Origin of the sequence: Bacillus sp. A01H, assembly GCF_045277205.1 — a bacterium.
In the GTDB taxonomy this organism is placed as follows: domain Bacteria; phylum Bacillota; class Bacilli; order Bacillales; family Bacillaceae_G; genus Bacillus_A; species Bacillus_A paranthracis.
In genome coordinates this window covers 1,754,815-1,780,882 of record NZ_CP117702.1, presented here as the reverse complement: position 1 = coordinate 1,780,882, position 26,068 = coordinate 1,754,815, and the positions used below count along the sequence as shown (strand labels likewise).

Sequence of the window (26,068 nt, the reverse complement as noted above, 5' to 3'; positions counted from 1 at the left end):
TAAGGAGGATAAAAATCCTCTTTATAACAGACTTTTTCGTTCCATAACGAAAGGAATTATTAAATAAAGAGCGTAAGCAATTACCATCCAAATGGTAAATGACATGATTTGCTGTGAGGTTAATTGTGAGAATATATTAGAAGAATGATACAAGATGTAAGAATCTAAAGTTAAACCAATCGCTGTGCCACATATACCTAACTTAATAACTGCATATTTCGAGGTATCCAGTTTTTGATATAACCACATTACAAAATATAAAGCTATAGCTGTCCCTAATTCAAGCAACGCCATTTGTAGAAAAAATCTATTTGAAGTGTATTCTAATAAAACAGAAGAACCGAAAATAATGAAGAACGCTGAGGCAAAAAGCCAAATGCCGATAGAAAATAAAATAGTGAGCCAAAGTCTATTATTCACTGACATTACCTCCCTTTTGTAGCACTGTAAACTTTTCAAAGAGCATATATAAATCACCATATACTTTGTCTGTAGAAAAAGATGGATTGAATAACGCTTGCAATGCCAATCCATCAATTAATGCATTACATAAAACGCTCCACGTTTCAGTTGAAATTTGAGATGTCATTGTACCTCCTATTTTTTTATTTAACACTCTTGTCAATTCTTGGTTTTCATAATGTAACAATCCACCAATTTTATTTTTCATCGCATCATTTTGTAATCCACTAGCTACTAATTGAAAAAACAAATGATGATACATTGAATCTTTCACGCATCTACTTTCAGCAGACTGTAAAGCCTTTTCTAACTGTACATCCTTTCCTATTTGTTCCCACGACGCTTTACAAAACGATTCAGTTACTTCAAGTAATAATTGATCTTTCGTTTTAAAATGATAATATACGGTACCTTGAGTAACTTGAGCACTCTCTGCAACTGCTTTTAATGTCAACTTTTCCATCCCATGCTCTGCAATAATTTCTTTTGCTGCTTGTAGTAACTTCTCTTTATTAACAACATTCGGTTTTGCCATTTCTATGCCCCCCTTTTAAGTTAGTTGGATAACTAACTTAAAATATACAGAAAAATCAGATAAAATAAAAGGAAGAAAAGCCAGCATTCAACTTTTCTTCCTTTTATGTTTACCTTTAGCTTTCACTGTCACTGATTCACAAGGTGTATAATATATTTGAGGTGTCGCCTTATCAACAAACATCATAAACGTAATAAAGCCGATAATAAAGAAAATAAACAACGTTAACAAAATTGCTCCTATCGTTAAAAGTATCATAACACCACCCCTATATTTTTCATGTTATTACACTTTTCGCTATTATATGAGCGTAATCCTTTTTAGAAAAAGAAACGTAACAAAATAATCACAATCACACCAGTTAATACTGTACCTAATAAACTACGAGTATATATCGCTACAAGAAATGTTGGAATTGCTGCAATCAAGTAATCCCACTGCATCGTGTCATGCATAAATAAAACTTGCGCTAAAAGTGCTGCTAATATCGCGATTGGTATGTAATTTAACCATTTTAAACCCCAGTCTGGAATTTGTAGTTTGCTAAATACGAGTAGAGGTAAAATACGTGGCACGAGTGTGACAGCTCCTGCTGCTAATAAAAGTAATAATACGTCTAATCTCATTTCCATTTTTCAATCACCACTCCAATCGTCGCAGCTAGTAATGTTGCGATAATAACCGCTATACTATCTGGCATAAATAAGTGTGAAACGTACGCAATTATAATCGCTACAATTGCAACAGTAAGATGAATTGCTAGCTTCGGTTTACTACTTATAAGCTGAAGTACAAATAATCCGATAAACATCGCTGGTAATGCATAATCCATACCGTACGTATGCGGATCTGGTATCCATTCACCAAATAGCCCGCCGATAATAGTAGCAAGAATCCAGTTTAAATAAGCCGTTACATTTAGCCCAATCATCCATCTTTCGCCTAAATATCCTTTTTGCGCTGCATGCTGTACTGCAACGCCGAACGTTTCATCTGTAATTTGCGAACCGATTAGTAAGTTTTTAAATAGAGGCAGTTTCGTAAAGTACGGCGCAAGTGCAGCACTCATAAGAAGGTGGCGCAAATTAACAAAAAATACGGTAAAAATAATTGCGGAAGCAGGGGCACCAGCTGCATACATACCTGCTAATATAAATTGGGCAGAACCTGCATAAATTAAAGTGGACATAAACGCAATTTCAATAATGGAGAAACCAGCTGTTTTTGCAATTACACCAGCTGCTATGCCGATGCTTAAATAACCAAATACAGTTGGTAAACAATCTTTTACTCCTTGCTGAAATGTATCATCGCTCTGCAAAGCTACATGAGCCTCAGCTTTACTCATCTCTATCATCCTCCATTTCTTCTAAAGTTCGTTTTCCTGTTACGACATGAACTAAATCTATATTTTCACGCCACAACGTATCTAACTTATCAGCTCCAAATTCCTTCGTAATTTCTTCAACTATAATATCGTGTCGCACATACTCTGTAGCAACGAGAACTAGAGCTGGATCATACGTTGTAACAGCCCATGAAGTGCTATCATTTGAGAAGTTCGCAATTAATACTTCTTCCCCATCACGCGCGATTACAGTTAAATGACCACCCATTCTCTTTTCAACAACGTGAGGCGTCATATAATTATGGTGAAACGTCGCGCCTATTTTTGTATCAGGAGCGCCAAATAAGATTGAAAATATATGTACACCTTCCTCTTCCTTTTGATGAATGTATGGCTCAATTTCATGCACTTGATCTTCCCATACAGAAATCCATAACTCTTCCTTCGCTCTATTAATTATATTGCATATTTCCTTCAAAACCCGATCATTTGAGCGAATATGCGAAATTACATCTATTTGTCGCTCTTGTTCTAAACTATTTAATTTCTCATCTAAAAATTCAAAGGACTTTTCAAAGTCTTTTCGCATTCGATTCATTAATTCGGTAGCTGGTACTGGTACATATTTAACTGGTTCAGAAGGTACAATATGTACCGCTCCTTTATCCATTAACTTACCGAGTACCTCGTAAATCATAGAACGAGGTACTCCTGTTTGTTTACTCACTTCATACCCAGTTACTGGGGAATGTTTTAGTAGTCCAATATACGCTTTACATTCGTACTGGGAAAAACCTAACTTTTGTAATTCTTTTATAATTTCATCCATTAGTACTCCTCACAATCTATATAACTCTCATTTCAAAACGATGTATGCACATTAGTAGTTATTAGTATACCTACTAATATAAAAAAACAGACCTGCAAAGTCAATTGAGAATTCTGAAATTTAAATGAAAAATAAAAAAGACTTCCGCTAACGGAAGTCCCTATCTCAATATTTCATTCGCTTCTTTTTCATAAATTTTATCAAACGAAGTCATAACGCGTTGTGATGCTGAAATCATTCTTTGATCCGTCATAAGATCTGCCATCTCTTTCGTCATATCTACATTTGAATTTTCTAGCATATGATTTTTCACTAATCCTGTTCCGTTCGGTAAATCAGCAATGTTTCCTTCTGCTAGTGTAAAGCTTTTGTTTTCTCTTTGCATTAGACGAGAATTCGCTTCTGCATCTACTGTTTTTGTTTGCAGGCGAGCAATATTATTTTGTGTTCCCTCATCATATAATGTACCATCTGGTTGTACAGCTACCTTTGCTCCTTCAGGAATACGAATACGTTCATTATTCTCTCCCATAACATAAGCACCTGAAGATGTTTGCAAGTAACGATCACTATTTATTGTAAAACTACCATCTCTCGTTAAAAACGTTTCATCGTTTTTAGATGTAACGAAAAATGATGTTGTACCGTTTGCACCGTCATCTAAAAAGAAATCTGTAGCACTATTTGTCATTTGTATATTTCCTTGTACTAAATTCACATGCGTTGCGGCTGGTACTACAGCGTAATCGACCGAACCGATATTTGTTACAGCACCATCTCCTCGGCGATATGTATCTTGTACATCAAATACTTTAGAAGTCATATTTTCTGCTTTAAATCCTGTCGTTTGCGCATTTGCAACGTTATTCGAATGAACATTAATGCGCTGCATGTAATTCATCATACCCATAGAACCTATATAAAGACCGTTCATACTCGTTTGAATAAGGCAGTTGCCTTATCCTTCACCTCTTTTCTATGATGTTTGCAACATTTGTTTCGCTAAATGTTCCGCTGTAGCGATATGTATGTTTTTCTTCACGTCTTGTCCGTCTGTCATTAATACAATAGGAGCTGATGATACTGCTGGAATTTTCAACAATTCACCACTACTTGCTGTTTCATCAAATTTCGTAAAGACGATACCATCAATATGAATATCTTTAAAGTTCGTAATGATTTCGATCATGTCTTTACTTTTCATCGAAGCTGATAACGTTAAACAAATATAATCTGGCTCTACTTGTCCCATCGTTTCAATCATTTCTTCCACAGTTTCTGACGCACGATAATTTTTCCCAGCTGTATCAATTAAAATATAATCGACGCGCGCTTCTTCTTTAAAATACGTAAGCGCTCTTGTCATTGCAGCTTCATCACGCACAGCGATTACTTCAAATCCAATTGTCTTTACGTAATCTTGCAGTTGCTGTACTGTCCCAATGCGCGAATGGTCTGTCGTAATAAAACCAACCGTTTTTTTCATACCGTGAAATTGCCACGCCATTTTCGCAAGTGTCGTCGTTTTTCCAACACCAGTTGGACCGATTAATGCAATTGTTTGTACTTCTTTTTCAAATACGTTTTCTGTGTTGAAATGAGATCTCATATCTTCCAATATATATTCGATTACTTCTTCTTCTGTAATCATCGTTGCATTCTCAAACTTCACTTTTAGCTTTTCAGCATATGCATGAATGAAATATTGTTCTACATCGTTTTGCTCTAGCATGCGAATTACTTTTTGAATAATAAATGGTACAGATTCTTGCTTTTCTTTTTTTACAACTACTTCTTCTTTCTTGACAGGAACGACTTTTTTCACAGCTTTTTGCTTTTTCGTTTCTTCCGTCTGTTTCACAACGACGATACCTTTTTCAAACAGCTTTAATAGTTTCTCTTTCTTTCTTGCCCATTCTTCACTATTTCCTGTTTGCATTGCCGCGTACGCCATAGGAGTCGTCACGTTTTCTAAATTGTGCAGTACCGATTGAATTCCGTTCGCCTTCACAATTTGTTCTGAAGGATCATTCACAACATCCATTAATTGTTCATGAAATTCAGCTGTACCTTCGTTCACTTCTTCCTGTTTATCCTCTGGAAAAGCAACTAACATTTCATAATTCTTTTTCCAAAAAAACGGGATATTTCGTTTTACACTTTCATCGACAACGTAATAATAATCTGTACCATATTGGTCAAATAACTTTCGATACAATTCATTTTTCGAAGCTGCTTTTATTCGCATTAACGCTTCTTTCTTTTCTGTACTTTCCATTACTTCACCCCCTACTATTCAATATAGGCAATTTGATCTACAACAATTTCTGGTGCTAATTCGCTAATACAAAGTACTTGCGCTTCTACTTGATAGCGCTCAAGAAGTCTTACAATCGCAAATCTGAAATCTTTTCTACGCGTTAATAATACTGGTTCTCTTCCCATTAACCTCGCTTGTTTCAATACGCGTTGTACTTGCTCAACGACTCGCGTTTCTAAATCTAAATCCCAGTTTAATAAATAACCTTGATAAGAATTGTTCACAACGTCTGCGTCTAACTCAATTGTATCTGAGAAGAGTGCCGCATATATTTTACCGTCAGGATTTTTCGCATTTTCACAAATCACTTTTGAAATACATTCACGGACGAATGACGTTACGCCGTCAACATGGTTTTGATAAATTTCTTTTCCGTCAATAATACCTTCAATAATGGTTGGTAAATCACGAATAGAAATACCTTCTTTTAGCAATTGTTTAATCACATTTTGAACGAGTGATAAGTCGATTTCTTTCTTCTTAATCTCTTCTAATAAAACGCCGTTATCATTTTCAAGGGAGTTAATTAAGTCTTTTACATGTTGACGCTGAATTAACTCATGCAGGTTACGTCTAACGACAACATCTAAATGTGTAATTAATATGCTAAGTGGCTCTAATACTTGATAGCCTTTCATTTGTGCATCTTGTACCATATGTTCTAAAATCCAATATCCATCCTCGCCAAAAATCGGATCTTTCGCTGGTTCTGCATCTAAATCGGCCATTACATTCGGTGTTTTCAGCGCTAATAAGTAACCTGATTTCAAAACACCTTCAGCTGCCTTCGCACCTTTAATGCGAATAATGTAACGTCCGCGCGGCCTAAAACTCGTATTATCTTTAAAATTAATTCCAGGAACGTTAATACCAAGGTCGGTAATAATTGATTTCCTCATAAGAACAACTTTATCACGAGCTGTTTCCCCGTTAATTTTCTGCTTTACAAGTGCTGCTAAATCTAAGCCGAGTTCTACAATAATTGGATATTTATCTGTAAATACGCCAAATGAATCTTCCACTTGTTGCAGTTGCTCATCTTCGCCTTGAATCATTTCTAATTCTTTTTGAAGCTCATCTTCTTTTTCTTTCTTCATTCGGTTTTTATTTCGAATTCCTAAGAAGATAATTGTTCCCCCAACGAGTGCGAACGGTAGAAATGGTAGCGGAGTAAAAATACCCATTGCGATAAATAAACCGCCAAGCGCATATACAACGACTTCATGCGCTAATAACTCTTTAAAGATACCTTCCGTTACCGTATCCGGTGAGCCGTCAAATACACGCGTTACGATAATACCAGTTGAAATCGCAAGCATTAACGAACCGATTTGGTTTACAATTCCGTCACCAACAGTTAACTGCGTGTAATGAAGAGCTGCTTCACCAAAGCTCATTCCTTGCTGCATCATGCCGACAATTAAACCGAAAATAATGTTTACGAATAAAATGACGATCCCGAAAATAACGTCCCCTTTAATGAACTTCCCGGCACCATCCATCGCTCCGTAAAACTCTGTTTCCATATTTAATTTTTTTCGTTTTGCTTGTGCATCTTTTTCTGTAATAATACGCTGGTTTAAATCAGCATCGATTGACATTTGTTTCCCTGGTAAAGAATCAAGTGTAAAACGAGCTGCAACTTCAGCTGTACGAGATGCACCGTTTGCAACGATAAACTGGAATATGATTAATACTGTAAAAATAACGATACCAATTAATAAGTTCCCGCCAATTACGAACTGGCCGAACTCTTCAATAACATGACCCGCATTTCCGTTTGTCAAAATCGCTCGCGTCGTCGATACGTTAATCGATACGCGGAAAATCCCGATTAATAACAACATCGTCGGAAATGACTTTAATTCATCCCACTCGTTAATACTTGTCGCTCGCATATAAATAAGCACTGACATACTTAGTAGAAAAACGATAATGATATCAAGTATAAATGGTGGAAGTGGAATTAAGAGCGCCACTACGAATGACGCTGCTAAAAAGATAGAAAAATAGGTTCTTGCAGAATCTATCTTAAACAAAGAGATCTCCTCCAAACGCGCTATTATACTTCAAGTTCATTCGTTTGAATTAAATAGCGCATAACTTCAATTACAGCTACGTATAAATCTTCTGGAATCGCCATATCTTCCTCGACTTGATAATATAAAGAACGAGCAAGCGGACGGTTTTCCACCATTGGTATTTCTTGTTCACGGGCAAGCGTTCGTATATATAATGCGAGTTCATCTTCCCCTTTTGCAACGACAATTGGTGCTGCATCAACGTGTTTATTGTACCTGAGTACGACCGAAATATGAGTCGGATTGTTTACAATAAACGTTGCGCCATCCATCTTCTTCGCAATTGTTCCTTGCAATATGGCATGCATAAAGTTTTTTCGTTTCCCCTTTACTTGCGGGTCCCCTTCATTATCTTTATGCTCTTGTTTTACTTCTTCTTTTTTCATCTTAATATCTTGTTCGTACTCCCATTTTTGATAAATAAAATCAATAATAGAAAGAACGATTAATATAATTAAAATAGCTAAAAAGATAAATTTAATTTGCCTAATAATTTCAGTAAGTGACGCTGTCCAGTTAAATCCAATCATACTAACGATTGTCTCTAAATTCTTTTTAAAAAGAACGTAAGCAACATAACCGATTAATCCCATATAAAATAGTGATTTCAAAATATCTACTAAACTTTTACGACTAAACAATCTCGTAAAATAGTTTTTTGGGTTAATACGTGACGCTTTCGGCTTAATAACTTTAGAAGAAAATAAGAAACCGACTTGAATCATATAATTGAATAAATGAAAAGCGTATACGAGTATTAATATGGGAGCTGATACTTTTAATAGTAAAATCCCCATTAAATAAAAGTACTCGGTCGAATCTGTATTTTTTCCAATTTGATCAAACAGCACCGATACGGAATTGGCAATCTCAAACCCTAGCCAATCTCCAAAAAAGTAAACGACAACTGCTAATACAAGAATGGAAAATAAATTATTTAAATCTTTACTCCGGGCAATATTCCCTTCTTCACGCGATTTTTTACGCTTCTGCGGGGTGGCCTTTTCTGTTTTATTATCCTTTGCCATGCGCGTCCCCCTACTTCGTTAAGAAAAAGTTAAATAGTTTCGTATATTCCTCAAGCAATACATCCGTCATATTTTTAAACACATAACCGAGCATCGGTACACTCATTGCAATAAACAAAATACCACACGTAATTTTAATAACGTACGCATTCATAAAAACGTTTAATTGCGGAGCGTTTTTTGCGATTAAAATTAAAACAAAGTTAATGATGAACAAACTTCCCATGAGCGGAAGAGCAATTTCAACCGCTGATGTGATCGCAAATAATAACGTTGCGAGTAGACTATCTAAAAAACTAGTCGTCAGCAATTTTGAAATCGCCTCTGTATATTGAAACGACTTTAAAATCGTGGCAACGAAATAATTAATGCCGCCAAGTGAAATAAAAATAATAAGAAAAAATATATCAAAAATGGTTGATAGTAAAGTAGACTGTGAGCCTGCATTTACATCAAACAAACTTGCTTGTGATAAACCGATATCAAAGTCTAAAATATGCCCGGCCATTTTTGGAATGTTCCACAGCATTTCTACAATTTTTGAAAGTGATAATCCAATTACAATTTGCGTACCAGCATAAGCTGCAACGTCCCAAGTTGTCTTTATGTGAGAGACATCCACTTGATCGGCAACAGTAATGGAAAGAGCAAGTCCAAATGTAACCTTCGCCATAGCTGGAATGGATCGCCCTGAGAAAAACGGTAAAAAATATAAAAATGAAGTAATGCGGCAAAACGCAAAAAACGTCGCCGCCCATAATTCCATATTCATTTCAGTTCCCCTATCTTAGTACGAACGCAATAGCGATGGAATTTTATCAAATAAATCTAAAATAAGCGTCGTTAATTCTTGAAACATCCACGGACCTAAAATGATAATAACGAGTACAATACTCGCCATTTTCGGTAAAAACGTCAGCGTTTGCTCTTGAATTTGCATCATTGCCATAATAACAGCGATGATAATAACGACAATCATACTAACGCCGGCAACCGGCATTAAAATCATAACCCCTTTATAAAAAAAGGTTTGAAAAATATCTATAATTGGTGACGTATTCATTTATATGACTCCTATCACATAGCATCAAACGCTTCAGGCGACCGTTTTAAACATAATGTCGACGATTTTTGTATATCCACCTAAATATACGAAAACGAGTATTTTAAATGGTAAACTTAAAATCATCGGCGGTACCATCATCATTCCGAGGTACATTAACAGTGTACTAATAATCAAATCTATAAATACAAACGCTAAATAAATGAACATCCCCGTTAATAATCCCTTTTGGATTTGCGTTAACGTAAAGGATGGGACAAGCGTAAATAGTGAAAGATCTTTTAAATCTTTCGGCAACTCTTCTCCGCGTACTTTCAGCATCATTTTTAAATCATGCTTATACGTATGCTTTGACATATACTCTTTCATAATCGGCGCTGTCGTTTCCGCAGCTTGACTTACTGTTATTTTCTCTTTTGTCATCGGATCCCACACATCGCTCTTTAGCTGCCCAAGAACAGGCTGCATCGTAAAGAGTGATAAAAACAAGGCAAGCCCAACGAGCACTTGGTTCGGCGGTAAATTCATTACCCCGAGTCCTTGACGTGTAATCCCAAGAACGATCATAAAATAAGTAAAATGTGTAAATAATAGAACGATAGATGAAGATAATGATAAAAGGGTAACGAGCGCAAATAACTGTACACTTGAGTTACTCGTAAACTCTTTTCCATTTTCGAAATTAATAAAACCGTTTTGGGCTGCATACGCTGGATTTACAAAAATAATTGAAAAAACGATAGAAAATACGAAAATAACGGCTAATAACGATAACTGTTTCTTTATTCTCATGATGGATCCTCTACTTTTTTCGTTTCACTCTTCACCGCGTCTTCTAGCGCTTGTTGAAACTGATTTCCTGTTCCTGTTAATTGCACAGATTGAACACCGTTATTACTAATAACAGTGAACACTTGCTTACCATCCACTTCAAATAAAAAGGCGCTCGTTTGATGATTTAAATAAACACCGTCCTTCACTTGAATATGGCCATTTTCACCTTGTTTAAAAAACTGCTGTTTGCGCGTCTTTTTCGTCATATAATATGCACCGTAGCCGAGCGCACCAAACAGTAAAACGACTTGAAATAAGGTCGTCATATACGACATATGACTCCTCCTCTACTCTTTATCTTGCATTTGACTTTGCGCTTTCATAAGCGCAGCTTGCTTCTTGTCAGCTTCAATTTCAGAAATGATAATACCGAACTTCTCGTCCATTACGATCGCTTCCCCAATGCCGACTTTCATATTACTTAAATACACATCTACTTTATGTCCTAGGTTTTTCTCTACTTCTAGAACATCACCCACTTTTAGCTGTTTCACATCACCGAGCGTAATAGATGTTTTCCCAAGCTTTACACCAAGTTCAATGGAAATATCTGAAACGGTATCAATATGTGCTTTACTTGCTTCATTTCGCTTTCCTGCAAATTCTTCTAACCCCATTAATGACACAGGAGATACTTCATGCTTCATATGGATCCTCCTACTCTACAAAACTTTTAAATAGGAGCGCCTTACGCGTTCCATCTTTTCCAATAAAACAATTAAATTTATGTTTTCCATCTACAAAACCAAGCAATTCATCCGAAACTTTCGTATGAAGCGGGATAATATCGCCTTCTTCAATTTGTTCAATCTCGCCCATCGTCATCTTCTGCTCACCAATCGCAACGTGAACTGGTTTATACACTTGATTTACTTTCACTTCCACTTCAGACGTATACTTTTTACGTTTATCTGAAGAATGTTCAACAATATTTTCAGACGTTAACTTATCCATAATTTCTTCAACAGATAAGAACGGAATACCGATACGAACTGTCGTATTCCAAAAATCTGTTTTCATATTTACGTTCATTAATGAAATAATATCACTCGCTGTCGTAATCTTAAGTGCATTTGGATCTGTCTCTGTCGTTACAAATGTCGGTTTAATCGCTACAACACTTTCAAACGATTGCTCTAAATTTTTGCATAGAAGCGCAAAAATATTATCAAGCGTTAAAAACTCGAATGCCGTCAGTGGTCTACGCATCGTAAAATTACGCTTACTATCTCCGCCAAGCCAGCACTCATGAATGTAAATAACAAATGCTAAATCAATCTCAATAACAATTTCTCCAAGCTCTGGAAGTCCGAGATCAATGACGCAATATAAATAGTAATCTTTCGGCATTTTCTCCACATACTCACTCGTAAATGGAACTTGCTCCACTGTCGAAGGCTCTAAGTCAATCGGAATACGCATACGCGCAGATAACGTCTGTGACGTCTGTTTACCAAACGTAGAAGCAATCGCTTGCAAACTACGTAAATGTTCAACACCGAACTTCTCCGGTCTATTAAAATCATACTCTTGAAATTTATCTTGCTTCCCTGCTTCTTGTGCGAAAGCTGGCATTTCCTCGCCTTCATTTACCGCCTTCAGCAGGGCATCAATTTGCTCTTGGCTTAATTTATCGCCACTCATGAAAATCCCCTTCCCTACCTTTTCAATTCAACGATTTCAACGTACATTTTTCCATTCTTCGTCAAAATCTTCCCGGTTCCAATCTCTTCATTCTCAAGCATAAGACGCACCGTATTTTTCGTTGAATTTTCAAGACGATACAATGTACCTTTCGTAATATGAAGCAGATCTTCAATTTTCTTTTTCGTATTTCCGATTTCAAAATAAATTGTTAACGGAATATCATCTTGTAATTTCAAATCTAGCCAACTCCCATATCATGTTCACGAAAATTTCATGTTCTCTCTATATAATGAAATCTCTTATTTTGAAACGTCGATATTTAATATTTTTTTAATATATCCTTGCGTTTCTTTAAATGGAGGCACCCCTCCGTACTTTCTCACATTACCAGGACCAGCATTATAAGAAGCAAGCGCCAATACTAAGTCACCGTTATTTTTCTTTAAATAACCGCTTAACTCTTTCACACCGCCTTCAATACTTTCAGCTGGTGAAAATGGATTTTTTATACCCATCTCTTTCACATTCGCTGGCATAAGTTGCATAAGGCCCATCGCCCCTGCATGCGACACCGTTTTCGGATTAAAATTAGACTCTACTTCAATCATTTTTTGAATTAACGTTTTCGGAATTCCGTATGTACGACTTACTCTACCTATAATATCCTCATACTTCCCTTCATTTGAAGAACGTATTTTTTGAATATTATACTTCTTCGTTAATCCCCACGTATCAACTGCCTCATTTTTCGTTTCCGGGAAACGTCGTTCAAACTCTTTTTGCGCGACTTGCACGTCATCAACTTTCTTCGTTTCAGGCTTTTCTTCCGGCTTACTTACTTCCTCTACTTTATGAATAGATGCTTCCGGTTTATTCACAACCGCTTCTATTTTCGTAGATTGTACCGGCTGACTCATATCTTCTACTTTAGCCGGCTGCGTAGTAGCCTTCGTCTCCTTCATAGGTTCGCTCTGCAACTTTTCTTGAAAGCGACTACTAACAAAAGCCTCCGGACTACTTAACTTTTGCTGAAACTGTCCTTTTTTATATGCAAGTACTTCTTTTACTATATTTCCAATTACCATAATATCACCTTTTCGGTAAACAAAGATAATCTAATATTAGAGTTTTTTCGTAAAGTTTGCAATAATCCTTTGCAATTATATTGTAATAAAAAAACGACTAAATTGTTAAACTGTTATTTTTTTATATTTATTAATTCAAATTTTCAGTTGACACCCATTATAGCAAGGCTTACAATAAATTCGAAATTGTTTTTTTTGCATATTACCGTTTTTCAATTTGCAGAAAAGTCAATATAAAAAAATGGGGGTTCTTAACATGAGAATTAATACAAACATTAATAGCATGCGTACACAAGAGTACATGCGCCAAAACCAAGCTAAAATGAGCAACGCTATGGACCGTTTATCAAGCGGTAAACGTATCAACAACGCTTCTGACGATGCAGCAGGTCTTGCAATCGCAACTCGTATGCGTGCACGTGAAAGCGGATTAGGTGTTGCAGCTGACAACACGCAAAACGGTATGTCTTTAATCCGTACAGCTGACTCAGCTTTAAACTCTGTTTCAAACATCTTACTTCGTATGCGTGACATCGCCAACCAATCTGCAACTGGCACAAATACAAAAGAAAACCAAAATGCTTTAAACAAAGAATTCACTGCGTTAAAAGGACAAATTGATTACATCGCAAAGAATACTCAGTTTAATGATAAAACTCTATTAAATGGTGTTGGAGATACACAAAAGGGCAATACTGTAATTAAAATCCAAACTTTAGATTCCGATGCTGAAGATAAACAACTAGATATTACACTAGGAAGTGCTACAACTAAGGCTTTAGGAATTGACACATTAAATATTGGTGGAACAGACGCTATTACACAACCTGATAAACCAGCTAACAACAAATCTCAAGAGGTTTTAAATGTAGAAGAAGCAATTAATACATTTAACGAAGCAATTAAGGAAGCTGGCAATGATGATGGAAAAATCAATACTGCTGTTCAAGCGTTCAAACAAACATTTACAACTAATAAAGCTGGATATACAGATGAAAGTGCACAAGAACTTGATACTGTGCTAAAAGGTTTTAATGAAGGTGATAGTATTGATTCAATTAAGGAAAAAATAGGAGCACTTGCTGCAAAAACAACATCAGCAGCTCCAGCTCCAGCTCCAGATAGCAGTGCATCTGAAAAACCAGCAGCATTACAAGCAATAACTGCTATCGATGATGCTCTTGAAATGATTGCAAACAATCGTGCAGAATTAGGTGCTACATTAAATCGTCTTGACTTTAACGTAAACAACCTAAAGAGCCAACAATCTAGCATGGCTTCAGCTGCTTCTCAAATCGAAGACGCTGACATGGCGAAAGAAATGTCTGAAATGACTAAGTTCAAAATCTTGAACGAAGCTGGTATCAGCATGCTTTCTCAAGCAAACCAAACTCCACAAATGGTTTCTAAATTATTACAATAATCCATTTGAGTTAGTTTCACAAATAAACCTCTCTGCTTGCGGAGAGGTTTATTTTTTCTATATAAACGAATTATTTGTAAAATCTTTCTTTTTTTAAGTGGAAGAGAGCATCCGCGTGGCGTAGAAGCGGTCAGTGCCTATCTTTATCCCCCTTTCATGTTAAAACACAACTAGAAGATAAGCATAAGTCTCTTTTTCTGTTTATAGCTGTTTATTAGATTAAGAGATACCGACTATATCAATCTATAAGGAGTGTCTATTATGCGTATTGGTACGAATGTTTTAAGTTTGAATGCTAGGCAGTCGTTGTATGAGAATGAGAAGCGTATGAATGTTGCGATGGAGCATTTGGCGACTGGTAAGAAGTTAAATAACGCTTCTGACAATCCAGCTAATATTGCGATTGTGACTCGTATGCATGCACGAGCAAGTGGTATGCGTGTAGCAATTCGTAATAATGAGGATGCGATATCTATGCTACGTACAGCAGAAGCTGCTCTTCAAACTGTGATGAATATTTTGCAGCGTATGCGTGATTTAGCTGTTCAATCTGCAAATGGTACAAATTCAAATAAAAACCGTGATTCGTTAAATAGAGAGTTTCAGTCTTTAACAGAGCAAATTAGCTATATTGGCGAGACGACTGAGTTTAATGATTTATCTGTATTCGCCGATGAAAACCGTCCTGTTACATTAGATGATATTGGTCATACAGTAAATGTAACGAAACATATTCCCCCTTCCCCTACACAACATGACATCAAGATTTCAACAGAACAAGAAGCAAGAGCGGCGATTCGTAAAATGGAAGAAGCTTTACAAAATGTATCACTTCATCGTGCTGATCTCGGGGCTATGATTAACCGACTGCAATTTAATATCGAAAATTTAAATAGCCAAAGTACAGCATTAACAGATGCTGCTTCTCGAATTGAGGATGCGGATATGGCGCAAGAGATGAGTGATTTTTTAAAGTTTAAATTGTTAACTGAAGTTGCACTTAGTATGGTTTCACAAGCAAATCAAATTCCGCAAATGGTTTCTAAATTACTGCAATTATAATTGTCTTTCCACTCTTTAAAACGATTCCATACAAAATAAAAGGGAAATACATATACACCATGTATTTCCCTTTTATTTTGTACCCAATACTTTTATGGCGCTACCGTCATAACTTGTCCTCTACGGTCGATCCTTATTTTCATTTTTCCGTCTTGTGGATTATATAAACCTAGCTTATTTAATTCTATTTTGCATTCTTGTACGAAGGTTGGTAATTTACGAATTTGATTGACATCCGAACTTTTAATAAAACTAATTAAATGTTGCGTCATATCTTTCACATCTTGCACGAGTTCTTCTTTTTCTCGTTTTAACCTTTCGTTTTCCAATTGTAGCGCACGCAATTCACTTTCTAGACTACTTCTATTAGACTCTTCTTTAAAATGCCCTGCAGCCATGCTAGAAAGCTTATAAATCCCTTCCATAAACTGATGCAGTTCATCTTCTTTTCTTTCACTATGTTGACTAATTGTCTCAAAGTTATCAACGATACCAGATATAACTGTTACGAGGCTTTTTTCACTCTCTTTATGCTGGATTTCCTCTTTTAATACTTGATTGTTTTCTTTTTTCATTTCAACGATTGTTTCTTTTACAGGTGTATATTTTCGTTTTCGTCCAGGTTTTTGTTTTTCAATATTTTCAAACGGTATTTCACGTTTTTTTAATTTGTAATACGTATTTTGTAACTGACTTTCTGTTTTCGGAAAAAGATTTAGTTCGTTTTTACTAACATATTTTGAAATATTAATAATGTTTAAACTGTGACGTTGGCAAAATTGATACACTTCATGCAGTAACTCTAGTTCAGACTTGAGCCATGTAATCGTTGATTTTTCATATGCTCGCATCCCGCCATGTTTTTCTATATCTATTTGAAATAATACCATTCTATTATGTAAATCAACTAGTTCTTCATATTTTACTTGGAATTGTTTTTCTATTTTTTTAAATTCCGCTTCTAGTTGCATATCGTTCATTTTATTATTTGACATGTTTTGTAAGAGACTTAATACATTGATTGCTGTGTGGTGATACATAATCTGTGCCACTCCCCCTCATCCTTTCACAATTCTCATCTGACTCCCATGTCTTTTTAGAAAATAGAAATTTTTTCATATCCATATTATAACATTTCAAAATTGTCTGTCAAATAATAAACATATAAAAATGTATAGAAAGTATAGAAATAGAAAAAGATTTTTTCATTCATATGCATAATTGCATATTAATCACTTTTAATTATATTATATGGTATTTAGAATGTAATTTCACCGAAAAAATTTGCGTTATCACGAAAATTCACTAAAATAATCCAAGAATATTTTTTTATATTTTCAAATCAAAAATCTTTAAATGAAGATTGTTTACACATACAACCACTCCAACAACGTTCCATCTTTCCAACTATACAGCATATAGAACACCAAAAAGGAACTAACCAATACTACACATGGCTAGTTCCCTTCTCCCACTAAAAGACTAGAGTTATAAATAGAATCTACAAACCTTTAATTGAAATCTCACATCGCATAGGGCTCTATTAAGCACTGACCGCTCCCACACATGGCTAGTTCCTCTATTCCAGCTAAAAAAGCTTTTAAAGCACTAACTTATCTACTAAACCGATTAACTCTTGAATATCTGGCTTACTTACTTGCGCATTTGCCCCTACCGCTTCGCCTTTATGGAATAATTCATTTGTAATTAAGGAAGAGAAAATAACGACTGGTAAACGATTCATGATTTCACTATCTTTAATTACTTTCGTTAAATGGTGTCCATCCATTTTCGGCATTTCAATATCCGTAATTAACATGTGAATATGTTCAAACATTTTTTCTCCTTGCTCTTTCGCTAGCTTTTCAATTTGCGCTAACGCTTCTGCACCATTGCTAAAGAAGTTCATTTTCGTATATCCAGCTGATGATAATGTTTCTTCTAATATTTGACGAAGCATTGCTGAATCTTCCGCAATATAAATAATTTTTTCACCGCGATCTGTTTTTTGTTCTAATTTTGAAAGTGATTTATTATCATAACCAGTACCGCTAATTTCACATACAATTTTCTCGTAATCTAATAGTAAGATGATTTTTCCATCTAGTTTTACAATACCAGATGTCGTTTCTTCTAATCCCATAGATAATGAAGCTGGCTCATCAATTTGCTCCCATGAAATACGTTGAATACGATGCACTTCATCCACGCGGAAAATAACTTTCATTTGGTTTAATTCTGAAATGATAAATTTCGTTTGATCAAGTGGCTTTGTCGATTTTAAATTAAGAGCTGTCGCTAAGTTAATAACTGGTAAAATTTCACCGCGTACTTGAACAACACCTTCAACTGCATGATGAGATTCTGGCACAGTTGTAACAGGGAATGGATTAATGATTTCACGTACTTTCATTACGTTAATACTAAATAGGTTTTCACCAACAGTATATGTAACAATCTCTAATTCATTTGTTCCGCTTTCTAATAAAATACTTTGTGCTTGTGACATAAAGGTGTCGCTCCCCTTTCATTATTTCCGTATATCTAATTATTAAGCTTTATTAAAACGAAAAAGTCAACTACCTATATAAAAAATATAGATAGTCGAACAATTCATTTCTTTATTTAAACAGGCGATTAATCTTTTATAAACGAAGCAAGGGCCTCTAATAACACTTCTTGCGCTCCTACAATTTCTGTCGGCATCGCTTCCCATTTTTTCGAAAGCTCTGTTTCAACTCTTATTCTTAACTCTGTATTCATTACTTCTAGCACATATTCTTTCGTTGCTATATCAACATCCAGTAGCGCAAGTGCATATAGTTCCGGATCATTTATTTTTTCAAATAATCGTTTTAATACTGCCGGTGCTATATGTTTTAATTTTTCAATATGAATCTCTTTATCTGAAAATAGCAACTCATATTGAATGAAAGTAACATTTTCTTTAATAACTTTAAAATAGCAATTATTTTTTTTATCATTTACAAAATAACCGTTAGGATCTGCAATAATACTCTCTACTTTACGAATTAAATCTGGCAAACTACTCGCTGTCATTACAGTCCGCTGCTCAACCTCACTCGGCGAAATGAATGTAACGCGATACTTATTTTGCGCCATCCTCCTCACCTCTCCTTTTATAAAAATCTATCATCACAAATAAACTTATTAGTCCATCTAACACGTTAAAACCACAGGTATTATTCATACTACACTTCGCTTAAATCTTCTTAAACTAACCTAGTAACTCTTCATATCTCTGGTCTTACACAACGGTCGAGCACCTACATAGGCACTAACCGCTACCACACACCGCAAGGCCCTCTCTCAAAACCTAAAAAAGAGCTTTTCCAACTACACTTCACTTACCTCTTCTTCAACTAACCTAACGACTCTCCATATCTCTGGTCTTACACACCGGTCGAGACACTATTAGGCACTGACCGCCACCACACATCGCCAGGTCCTCTCTCAAAACCTAAAAAAAGAGCTTTTAAAATCTTTTAAGATCTTTTCAGTAACTCGATGTTATTAAACCAAAACGCAATTTGCTGATCCGTTATCCCTGATAACGTAACAAAAAACTCACGGCACTTCATCTCATCTTTAAACAGTTGATACTTCCACTCGCCCTCACTACCAACACTTACGAAATAAAATTCATGAATACGGCCAATGATTGCTTGTTTTTCACCAAATGAGTACGGAGGTACTTGCTTAATTTCAAATTGATCTGGTAAATATACATGCTCTTCTCGTTCCATTTTTAACACTTGCTCTGCAAGTTCACGTTTATTTTCGAAAAAAGGCAATTGTAAAATTCGTTCTTGTCTTGTCATACGAATAAAAAACCCTTTCTACTACATTACAATTTTTCTTTATTATATATTATCGAATTAAGTTTACAACTTCATTTAATACTTCATCTGAAATTTTAATTACTTTCGCATTCCCTTGGAAACCGCGTTGGTATAGCATTAAGTCAACGAATTCTACAGATAAATCTACGTTTGCACCTTCTTGTGCACCACCACGTACTTTTCCTGCACCATTTTGACCAGATACACCCATTGCTAAAATACCAGTTGTATTCGTCGCTGTATAGTTACCATTACCAGTTTTCATTAAGCCACCTTCGTTCGGGAACATCGCAACAGCTAATTGCCCCGCAGCTTTCATACTTCCATCCGAGTATTTTACCATCACATATCCACCGTCAGCAATAAAGCAATCTTTTACAGTCGCTGCTGCTCTACCATCTACATCTGTTACTGCTAATGTTTTCTCTGTCGGGTGGTTTGTTAATTTACTAAAATCTATTTTTACTGTTCCACCATTAAATGGAATATTCGCTTCAGGGTTTACCGGATTCGGCTTCCCTACCGCATCGAATTTCACCTCACCACCTGCGCCATCAACCTCGTTAAACGCTGTTTCTTTTTTCGAGTCGTTACGCATATATACTTTATATTTATAATTATGTTCACCATCTTGTTTAAACTCCACGCGCATTGTCCATGTATTACCGGCATTATCGTATACAGGCAATTCTTGCGTAATCTGTTTTGCATCAGCTGGAATGTTCCCACCAACGACTCCTTTTGACGTACGAATACCACCGATTGCTGATCCCATTGGAACTTGCAATGGTCCCGGAATACCAGTTAAATCAACATTACCAGTTGATGGATCTGCTGGATAAGCGAATACATATTGCCCTTCTGTATTCGTAATATAGTAATCTGAAGATATTGTAAATGTCCCTTTACGTGTAAATTCCATATTTCCAGCTTTTGAATCACCTACGACGAAGAAACCATTACCTTCCATTGCCGCTTGTGTTTTACCACCAGTTAACGTAATTGTACCATCGGTATAATCCGTCACCGTCCCGCTCATTTTCACACCGTTACCAATACTTTTTGGGTTCGTCCCTGCGTATCTATCGTCGCCTTTCGCACCAATTGAATTGTTGTACAGTAAATCATCAAACATAGCTTTTTGTTTTTTATAACCAACCGTTTGTGCATTGGCGATATTATTTGAAGTTACACTTAATGCATTTTGTGTTGCATTCATTCCTGTAATACTTGTATATAACGCTTTAATCATAACGTATGGACACTCCTTATGAATTTGTAGTTTTTTCTTCTTCCGTTACTTTTTGATCATCTTTCTTCGCATCTTCTGGATTTGTTTCTCCAATTGGTTTATCAGACACTCTCTCAACGAAACGAAGAGAGACAACTTTATTATCAATAACGAGCTGTACCTCGTTATTTTCTGCGAGGCGAACTGTCTCTACTTGACCAGTTACTTTTTTACCGTCACCGTCAATACCTCTTACGTACTTCCCTAAAAACTTCATCCCACCATCAAGCGCTGTTGAATACATCGTTGATTGCAGTTTATCTACCGCCTTCGTCATATTCTGTACTTGTTCCATAAGAGATAACTGCGCTGTTTGGTTCATCATTTGATTCATATCCATCGCATTAAATGGATCTTGGTGCTGGAAACTCGATAAAAACAATTTCAGAAAATCATCTTTTCCCATTACTCCAGGAGTTTTTTGTTCTCCTGCTGATACTCCATTCATTTGCCCTACTGCCGGTTGTGCACCGTTAACAGGTGCGTTCCTATTCTGCGCTCCTGCTTGCAACGGAATATGATTTGTACTCGTTGTATTTAATCCAACTGTTGGCACGCTTTATTCCTCCAATAATCCCGCAAATTCTTTTGATTCTTGTTTCTCATGTTTCGTACTTGCTAATTGCTGCTTTTGCCTTTGCTCTTGTTCTCGCTGTTCTTTACGATTTTCATCTTTATCTGAATAGCTAATTTGAATATTAATTTCTTTTTCTTTTAACTTCAGTCTCAATTCATCAAAAATGATTTCAACACGTTTCTTCGCATCGTGTTTTTCCATTTCCACATGAACATCAATTTGATCTCCATGTTTTTTCATAAACACTGTCAATGTACCAAGTTTTTCTGGATTTAACTGGAATAAAACACGCTCTTGTTTCACTACAAACTTTTGCAAGGCTTCTACTTGTGCTTCCATTTTCTTTCCTAAGTCAGGCAATGAAACTTTCTCAGCGCCACTATTTGATTTCCCTATGTGATCGGTACTTATCGCTTTATTTAATAACTCTGCACCGGCAGAATTCGAATCGTTGAATACATCACCTTCTGGCAACTCTACCTTGACATCTTCGCTCTCAGCTTTCGGAAGATCTCCATCTAAGTCTTTGAACTCTTCCTGTTGCTTTGCAATATTACAAGCTTCTTTTTCTACAACGTTCAATATTTGCATCATTTGCTCTGGCATCTTCACTTTGTCTAATGCCATTTGCATTGTATCTTCTAAACATATAGCATTTTTGATATTTATATTAGAAATGAGTTCTTGTAATTGTTGTAATTCACCTGCGGGTAATTCGTTAAGTTTTATATTTCCATATTCTTTATATAGCTCTTGTATTTTTTGTATGTATTGATATAACAATTCTGGCTGCACACGTAATTGCTCAATTGCAACCATTTGCTCAGATACAGCTAACAATAACTGTTCTGTCTCTTTTTTTTCTTCTTTCTTTACATTAGGCTCTTCTTTCGTTGCCGATTTTTTAGAAAGAATGTTTTCTTTTCTATCCCCTGGTGCATTTTCTTGCTTTGTTTTCTCCGTTTTCGGCTGCTTTTTGTTTTCCATTCTCATCGCACGATCGAATGAAGAATCTTCACTTTTAGATTGTACTTCTAGCCCTTTTTCTTTTTGCGGAGGTAAACTTTGTTGCACCGGTAATACAGACTGTATCACTACATTCACCTCATCCATTCATACACATTTTCAAATCAAGAAGCATTTTTTCTTCCTGCTTTTCTCGTATTTTCGCAAGCTTTCTACAATCTTCTTGATACATCTCATCAATGACACGTTCTTTTTCTTTTACTTGTTCTAAAAGGCTTTCATTTTTTCGAATAAAATCCTCTGTTTTTTTAATTTTCCGATTCCATTCTTCTATTCTTTCAGGTGAAAACGTATGTGACGAAAGCATGCCAGCCATTATACGTTGCCCAGCTTGTACAACTTTACTACGCGATTTTACAACATATAAATCATATTCTTTTTTTTGTTCTATTTTTCTTTTTTCAGCTGTTAATTCATACACTTCTTTCAAAATCTGTTCTTTTTCTTGATTTATTTGCAATTTTATCGTGTCGTACTGCTGCTTATCCACCTGTTTTCATAGCCCCTTCCTATTATAACGTTCTCTTTTTCTATTATATAGTTTTTTTCCAAAAAAATCTGTGAAATATTAAAAAACAAAAAAATAAGACCTGCGAAGCGCAAGGTCTTATACTATATGGTGCATTGCTTCAACAATATCGTTAAATTGGAAACTATCAGATCGACCTTGTTTTAAAAACGTATTTATACCTTCTACTTTATTTTTACATTCAAAAATATAAGCATTTTCTGTATTTTCTTGAATCGTTCCTAATTTGAAATACAATTCATTTTCTTTATAAATAGATAAAATTTTTCGCATTTCATTTGCCAGTTGCCAATGAGTTGGCGACACGATTTCTTCCATAATCCGACTTACTGAGTCTAGCACTGAAATAGCAGGATAATGACTGAGCGTTGCAAGTTCACGTTTTAATACAATATGTCCATCTAAAATACCACGTGCTAAATCCGGTACAGGACCGTTTAAATCGTCTCCATCAACGAGTACAGTATAAATACCTGTTATAGACCCCTTTTGCGTTTTCCCAGATCGCTCTAACAGCTTCTTCATATAACTTTCCATTAAAAGTGTTTTACCACCAATCGGTAACTCTTTAACAGCAATATCAACACTTCTACGCGCATCTGCAAAACGAGTAACAGAGTCCATCATAAGTAGTACGTTATTGCCTTCGTCTCGGAAGTATTCCGCAATAGATGTCGCAAGCTTAGCAGCGCGAAGTTGCATAAGGTGACTTTCATCTGACGTCGCTACAACAACGACGCTTTTCCTCATACCTTCCTCGCCTAATTCTTTTCGAATAAAATCTTTTACTTCCCGGCCACGTTCTCCTACTAAACTAATAACGTTAATATCCGCTTTTGCGTTTTTTGCAATCATTCCAAGTAAAGTAGATTTACCAACACCTGACCCAGCAAAAATACCAATCTTTTGACCGATACCTATTGTTAACATAGAATCAATTGATTTTATTCCCGTTTCAAATACTTCAGTAATCTCTTCACGTTCAAATGCATGAATCGGCGGAGCATCTAATTTTATTTTTTGTAATGGAATGTTTTCAGCATTCTCATTTAACACTTCACCATTTGCACTTAACACTTTTCCAAGTAAATGATTGCCACGAGGTACAGCAACATCTTCTGCAATTAATGTAACTGAATCTCCGTAACATACTCTTTCTGTTTGTTCAAATGGAAGTAACATATTGTTTTCTTTCTCAATCGCAATTACTTCACATAAAACATTATGTTCCCCAACGAAGCAAACATCTCCAATTTTTGCTTTCGGTCCTTTCGCTACGAAAAACTGTTCTTGTACACTATGAACTTTACCGACTTTCGTATAGAACGGCGTTTCAATAAACGTATTCCATTTACTATGTTCGATTATGAGCTGGTTGTTCATACATTTTGCTCCTCAAATAATTTCTCTTCTTCCCATTTTTGACGAAGTTTCGCAAATATAGGTGCAAATTTAAATTCAAAGAACTCTTTCTCTTCTTCCAGAACAAATTCACCAAACTGTAAGGTAAAATCATATTTCCATTCTACTAATTGTAGTAGCCAATACTCTTTCGTATTTTCCTTCTCTTCTTGAATACGTTCAAATGTTTCTGGATGTACTGTAATGACTAGTTTTTCAAACGAAGTAGGCAATGTTTGAACAATGCCAGTTAAAATAGGTAATACATCAAGTAATCGCGAATCTACTGCTTGGTTCACAATTTTTTCTGCTAGTTGGAAAGATTGATCCCATAATAATTCTGTCCATTCGTATGCTGTTTCTTGTTGCTCTTTTTGAAACTGCAAACGTGCAGATTCTATCTGTTCCATTTGCTGCTGAACATGCATTTGAAATTGTTCCTTATCTTGCAATAGCTGTTGACGCTCTCGTTCTAACACTTGCTGCTCTTGCCTTAGTTGGCGCATTTCAATATGTAACGATTCTTGCTGTGCACGAAGCTCTTCATGATCTACTTGTATTTCTTCTTCAGCGTAAACTGGTATTGGTTTTGGAAATTGTAATTCATACGTTTCTTCAGAAAAAGAAACAGAATTCTTCGGAATTCTGTTTTTAAATAAGGACATCATCTTCACCTCTTTGAACGATAATTCTTCCTTCTTTCTCTAGCTTTTTCACCGTACCTGTAATCATTTGCTGCGCTTTCTCAGCATCTGTCATCTTAAGTGGTCCTAAGCCATCTAATTCTTCCAGAATCATCTCTTTACGGTTTGAAGACATACATGTAAATAATTTCTCTTTAATTTCTTCTTTTGCAATTTTAAGCGCTTTTGCAATGACACCGTTATCTGTAATTTCCTCTAACACACGGCGAAGCGCAAGATCTTCAAGACCAAGTAAGTCTTCAAAGACAAACATATTTTCTTTAATTCTCTCAGATAACTCATAATCAACTTCATCCAGCTTTTGAAAGACTGTTTTTTCAACGCCTCGTGAAACATTATTTAAAATGTTCACAATTGTTTTTAAGCCGTCTGTTTTATTGATTGCACTAAACGCCATATTATTTAATTTAGCTTTTAATAGCTCACCAATTTGATTAATGAGTTCACCGTCAACTTGTTCTAGTTTCGCAATACCCATTACCGTTTCTACTCGCTTATGATCTGGCAATCTCTCAATTAATTGAGAAGCAAGTTGCGGTTTAATGTAAGAAGCGATAATTGCAATTGTTTGTGGTGATTCATCATTAAGCACTGTAAGAAGTGGCTCTAAATCTGTAAGTGAATTTAAGAATTCAAATGGATTATCTTTGTTGTACCAAAGGTCTTCCAATAATTTTTCAAGCTCGTCTTCTGGCATATTTTTAAATATGCGACGAATGTACTCTTTATCTGGAGTGACTAAGTTCAATTCTTTTACATTTAGTTCATATAAGAACTCCCCTAGCACATTCTCTAACGTTTCTGGTTTATATACACGAAACTTCGCGATTTCACGAAGCAACACTTCTTTTTCCTCAGCCGTCATATATTCAATGACTTTTGCTGCCACCTCTTCATCTAATGTACGAATGAGAATGGCAGCTTTTTCTTTGGAGGAGATTTCATCTAACATCGTTGTTC

The 26,068-nt window shown here is 35.7% G+C and carries 31 protein-coding genes; 2 read left to right on the top strand and 29 right to left on the bottom strand.

Annotated elements, in window-relative coordinates:
- Positions 1-21 precede the first annotated feature (21 nt).
- The 18 genes from PSR14_RS09495 to PSR14_RS09410 form a co-directional block, all read right to left on the bottom strand.
- Positions 22-420 carry a DUF5367 family protein gene (locus PSR14_RS09495; protein ID WP_113732985.1) on the bottom strand — a complete coding sequence of 133 codons (399 nt, stop codon included), beginning with the start codon at positions 418-420 and terminating at the stop codon, positions 22-24.
- Positions 413-997 carry a TetR/AcrR family transcriptional regulator gene (locus PSR14_RS09490; RefSeq protein WP_098487369.1) on the bottom strand — a complete coding sequence of 195 codons (585 nt, stop codon included), beginning with the start codon at positions 995-997 and terminating at the stop codon, positions 413-415. The genes PSR14_RS09495 and PSR14_RS09490 overlap by 8 nt, the downstream gene beginning before the upstream one ends.
- An 87-nt stretch (positions 998-1,084) precedes the next feature.
- Entirely contained in the window at positions 1,085-1,255 is a 171-nt protein-coding gene (locus PSR14_RS09485; RefSeq protein WP_000602230.1) for a DUF3951 domain-containing protein, read from the bottom strand.
- A 62-nt stretch (positions 1,256-1,317) separates the two neighbouring features.
- A complete protein-coding gene (locus PSR14_RS09480; RefSeq protein ID WP_000425940.1) occupies positions 1,318-1,629 on the bottom strand; it encodes an AzlD domain-containing protein in 312 nt (103 codons plus the stop codon).
- A complete protein-coding gene (locus PSR14_RS09475) occupies positions 1,620-2,345 on the bottom strand; it encodes an AzlC family ABC transporter permease (protein WP_000029966.1) in 726 nt (241 codons plus the stop codon). Before PSR14_RS09475 ends, PSR14_RS09480 begins: the two co-directional genes overlap by 10 nt.
- Positions 2,338-3,174 (bottom strand): TrmB family transcriptional regulator, encoded by an 837-nt coding sequence (locus PSR14_RS09470; RefSeq protein WP_098487368.1) that lies wholly within the window; start codon positions 3,172-3,174, stop codon positions 2,338-2,340. Before PSR14_RS09470 ends, PSR14_RS09475 begins: the two co-directional genes overlap by 8 nt.
- A 160-nt stretch (positions 3,175-3,334) precedes the next feature.
- Positions 3,335-4,108, bottom strand: coding sequence for a flagellar basal-body rod protein FlgG (locus tag PSR14_RS09465; protein WP_001013947.1), 774 nt, complete (start codon positions 4,106-4,108; stop codon positions 3,335-3,337).
- Positions 4,109-4,150: 42 nt separating this feature from the next.
- Complete coding sequence (gene flhF / locus PSR14_RS09460) at positions 4,151-5,452, bottom strand: flagellar biosynthesis protein FlhF (RefSeq protein WP_098487367.1); 1,302 nt, start codon at positions 5,450-5,452, stop codon at positions 4,151-4,153.
- A gap of 14 nt (positions 5,453-5,466) precedes the next feature.
- Complete coding sequence (flhA, locus tag PSR14_RS09455; protein WP_061535821.1) at positions 5,467-7,533, bottom strand: flagellar biosynthesis protein FlhA; 2,067 nt, start codon at positions 7,531-7,533, stop codon at positions 5,467-5,469.
- Positions 7,534-7,556: 23 nt separating this feature from the next.
- Positions 7,557-8,603 (bottom strand): flagellar type III secretion system protein FlhB, encoded by a 1,047-nt coding sequence (gene flhB / locus PSR14_RS09450; RefSeq protein ID WP_001030102.1) that lies wholly within the window; start codon positions 8,601-8,603, stop codon positions 7,557-7,559.
- A 10-nt stretch (positions 8,604-8,613) separates the two neighbouring features.
- A complete protein-coding gene (locus tag PSR14_RS09445) occupies positions 8,614-9,375 on the bottom strand; it encodes a flagellar biosynthetic protein FliR (protein WP_001055694.1) in 762 nt (253 codons plus the stop codon).
- Positions 9,376-9,390: 15 nt separating this feature from the next.
- Positions 9,391-9,666: a flagellar biosynthetic protein FliQ gene (locus PSR14_RS09440; protein WP_001098085.1), complete on the bottom strand. Its 276-nt coding sequence runs from the start codon at positions 9,664-9,666 to the stop codon at positions 9,391-9,393.
- A gap of 33 nt (positions 9,667-9,699) precedes the next feature.
- A complete protein-coding gene (locus tag PSR14_RS09435; RefSeq protein WP_001220586.1) occupies positions 9,700-10,458 on the bottom strand; it encodes a flagellar type III secretion system pore protein FliP in 759 nt (252 codons plus the stop codon).
- On the bottom strand, positions 10,455-10,775 hold the full coding sequence (locus tag PSR14_RS09430) for a hypothetical protein (RefSeq protein ID WP_000121176.1): 321 nt from the start codon (positions 10,773-10,775) through the stop codon (positions 10,455-10,457). The genes PSR14_RS09435 and PSR14_RS09430 overlap by 4 nt, the downstream gene beginning before the upstream one ends.
- Positions 10,776-10,787: 12 nt before the next feature.
- A complete protein-coding gene (gene fliN, locus PSR14_RS09425) occupies positions 10,788-11,147 on the bottom strand; it encodes a flagellar motor switch protein FliN (RefSeq protein WP_000680025.1) in 360 nt (119 codons plus the stop codon).
- A 10-nt stretch (positions 11,148-11,157) separates the two neighbouring features.
- Positions 11,158-12,144, bottom strand: coding sequence for a flagellar motor switch protein FliM (gene fliM / locus PSR14_RS09420; protein WP_074532045.1), 987 nt, complete (start codon positions 12,142-12,144; stop codon positions 11,158-11,160).
- Positions 12,145-12,158: 14 nt separating this feature from the next.
- Positions 12,159-12,383, bottom strand: coding sequence for a flagellar motor switch protein FliN (locus PSR14_RS09415; protein ID WP_000775712.1), 225 nt, complete (start codon positions 12,381-12,383; stop codon positions 12,159-12,161).
- Positions 12,384-12,446: 63 nt separating this feature from the next.
- Positions 12,447-13,232, bottom strand: coding sequence for a lytic transglycosylase domain-containing protein (locus PSR14_RS09410; protein ID WP_061535819.1), 786 nt, complete (start codon positions 13,230-13,232; stop codon positions 12,447-12,449).
- 256 nt (positions 13,233-13,488) lie between these two features.
- Here PSR14_RS09410 and PSR14_RS09405 point away from each other — a divergent pair, with 256 nt between their 5' ends.
- Together PSR14_RS09405 and PSR14_RS09400 are read left to right on the top strand one after the other, a co-directional pair.
- Positions 13,489-14,655 carry a flagellin gene (locus tag PSR14_RS09405; protein WP_098487366.1) on the top strand — a complete coding sequence of 389 codons (1,167 nt, stop codon included), beginning with the start codon at positions 13,489-13,491 and terminating at the stop codon, positions 14,653-14,655.
- Between the two features lie 261 nt (positions 14,656-14,916).
- Positions 14,917-15,717 carry a flagellin gene (locus tag PSR14_RS09400; RefSeq protein ID WP_098487365.1) on the top strand — a complete coding sequence of 267 codons (801 nt, stop codon included), beginning with the start codon at positions 14,917-14,919 and terminating at the stop codon, positions 15,715-15,717.
- A 92-nt stretch (positions 15,718-15,809) separates the two neighbouring features.
- Here the strand turns inward: PSR14_RS09400 and PSR14_RS09395 are convergent, their stop codons facing one another.
- From PSR14_RS09395 to fliG, 11 genes are all read right to left on the bottom strand, one after another.
- A complete protein-coding gene (locus PSR14_RS09395) occupies positions 15,810-16,757 on the bottom strand; it encodes a DNA-binding domain-containing protein (protein ID WP_406644236.1) in 948 nt (315 codons plus the stop codon).
- Between the two features lie 560 nt (positions 16,758-17,317).
- A complete protein-coding gene (locus PSR14_RS09390) occupies positions 17,318-18,226 on the bottom strand; it encodes a chemotaxis protein (RefSeq protein WP_000075952.1) in 909 nt (302 codons plus the stop codon).
- Between the two features lie 128 nt (positions 18,227-18,354).
- Positions 18,355-18,840 (bottom strand): LysR family transcriptional regulator, encoded by a 486-nt coding sequence (locus PSR14_RS09385; protein WP_098487364.1) that lies wholly within the window; start codon positions 18,838-18,840, stop codon positions 18,355-18,357.
- 383 nt (positions 18,841-19,223) lie between these two features.
- Positions 19,224-19,559 carry a DUF3964 family protein gene (locus PSR14_RS09380; RefSeq protein WP_000198182.1) on the bottom strand — a complete coding sequence of 112 codons (336 nt, stop codon included), beginning with the start codon at positions 19,557-19,559 and terminating at the stop codon, positions 19,224-19,226.
- Positions 19,560-19,608: 49 nt separating this feature from the next.
- The gene (flgE, locus tag PSR14_RS09375; protein WP_001992744.1) at positions 19,609-20,832 is read right to left on the bottom strand and encodes a flagellar hook protein FlgE; all 1,224 of its coding nucleotides are present in this window, start codon (positions 20,830-20,832) and stop codon (positions 19,609-19,611) included.
- A 16-nt stretch (positions 20,833-20,848) separates the two neighbouring features.
- Positions 20,849-21,427: a flagellar hook assembly protein FlgD gene (locus PSR14_RS09370; protein ID WP_098487363.1), complete on the bottom strand. Its 579-nt coding sequence runs from the start codon at positions 21,425-21,427 to the stop codon at positions 20,849-20,851.
- 3 nt (positions 21,428-21,430) lie between these two features.
- On the bottom strand, positions 21,431-22,561 hold the full coding sequence (locus PSR14_RS09365) for a flagellar hook-length control protein FliK (RefSeq protein ID WP_000344732.1): 1,131 nt from the start codon (positions 22,559-22,561) through the stop codon (positions 21,431-21,433).
- Positions 22,554-22,964 (bottom strand): hypothetical protein, encoded by a 411-nt coding sequence (locus tag PSR14_RS09360; RefSeq protein ID WP_000360867.1) that lies wholly within the window; start codon positions 22,962-22,964, stop codon positions 22,554-22,556. Before PSR14_RS09360 ends, PSR14_RS09365 begins: the two co-directional genes overlap by 8 nt.
- Positions 22,965-23,081: 117 nt before the next feature.
- The gene (locus tag PSR14_RS09355; RefSeq protein ID WP_001064657.1) at positions 23,082-24,386 is read right to left on the bottom strand and encodes a flagellar protein export ATPase FliI; all 1,305 of its coding nucleotides are present in this window, start codon (positions 24,384-24,386) and stop codon (positions 23,082-23,084) included.
- Positions 24,383-25,069: a FliH/SctL family protein gene (locus PSR14_RS09350; RefSeq protein WP_000051728.1), complete on the bottom strand. Its 687-nt coding sequence runs from the start codon at positions 25,067-25,069 to the stop codon at positions 24,383-24,385. The genes PSR14_RS09355 and PSR14_RS09350 overlap by 4 nt, the downstream gene beginning before the upstream one ends.
- Positions 25,056-26,060: a flagellar motor switch protein FliG gene (fliG, locus tag PSR14_RS09345; RefSeq protein ID WP_000883350.1), complete on the bottom strand. Its 1,005-nt coding sequence runs from the start codon at positions 26,058-26,060 to the stop codon at positions 25,056-25,058. Before fliG ends, PSR14_RS09350 begins: the two co-directional genes overlap by 14 nt.
- Between the last annotated feature and the right edge of the window lie 8 nt (positions 26,061-26,068).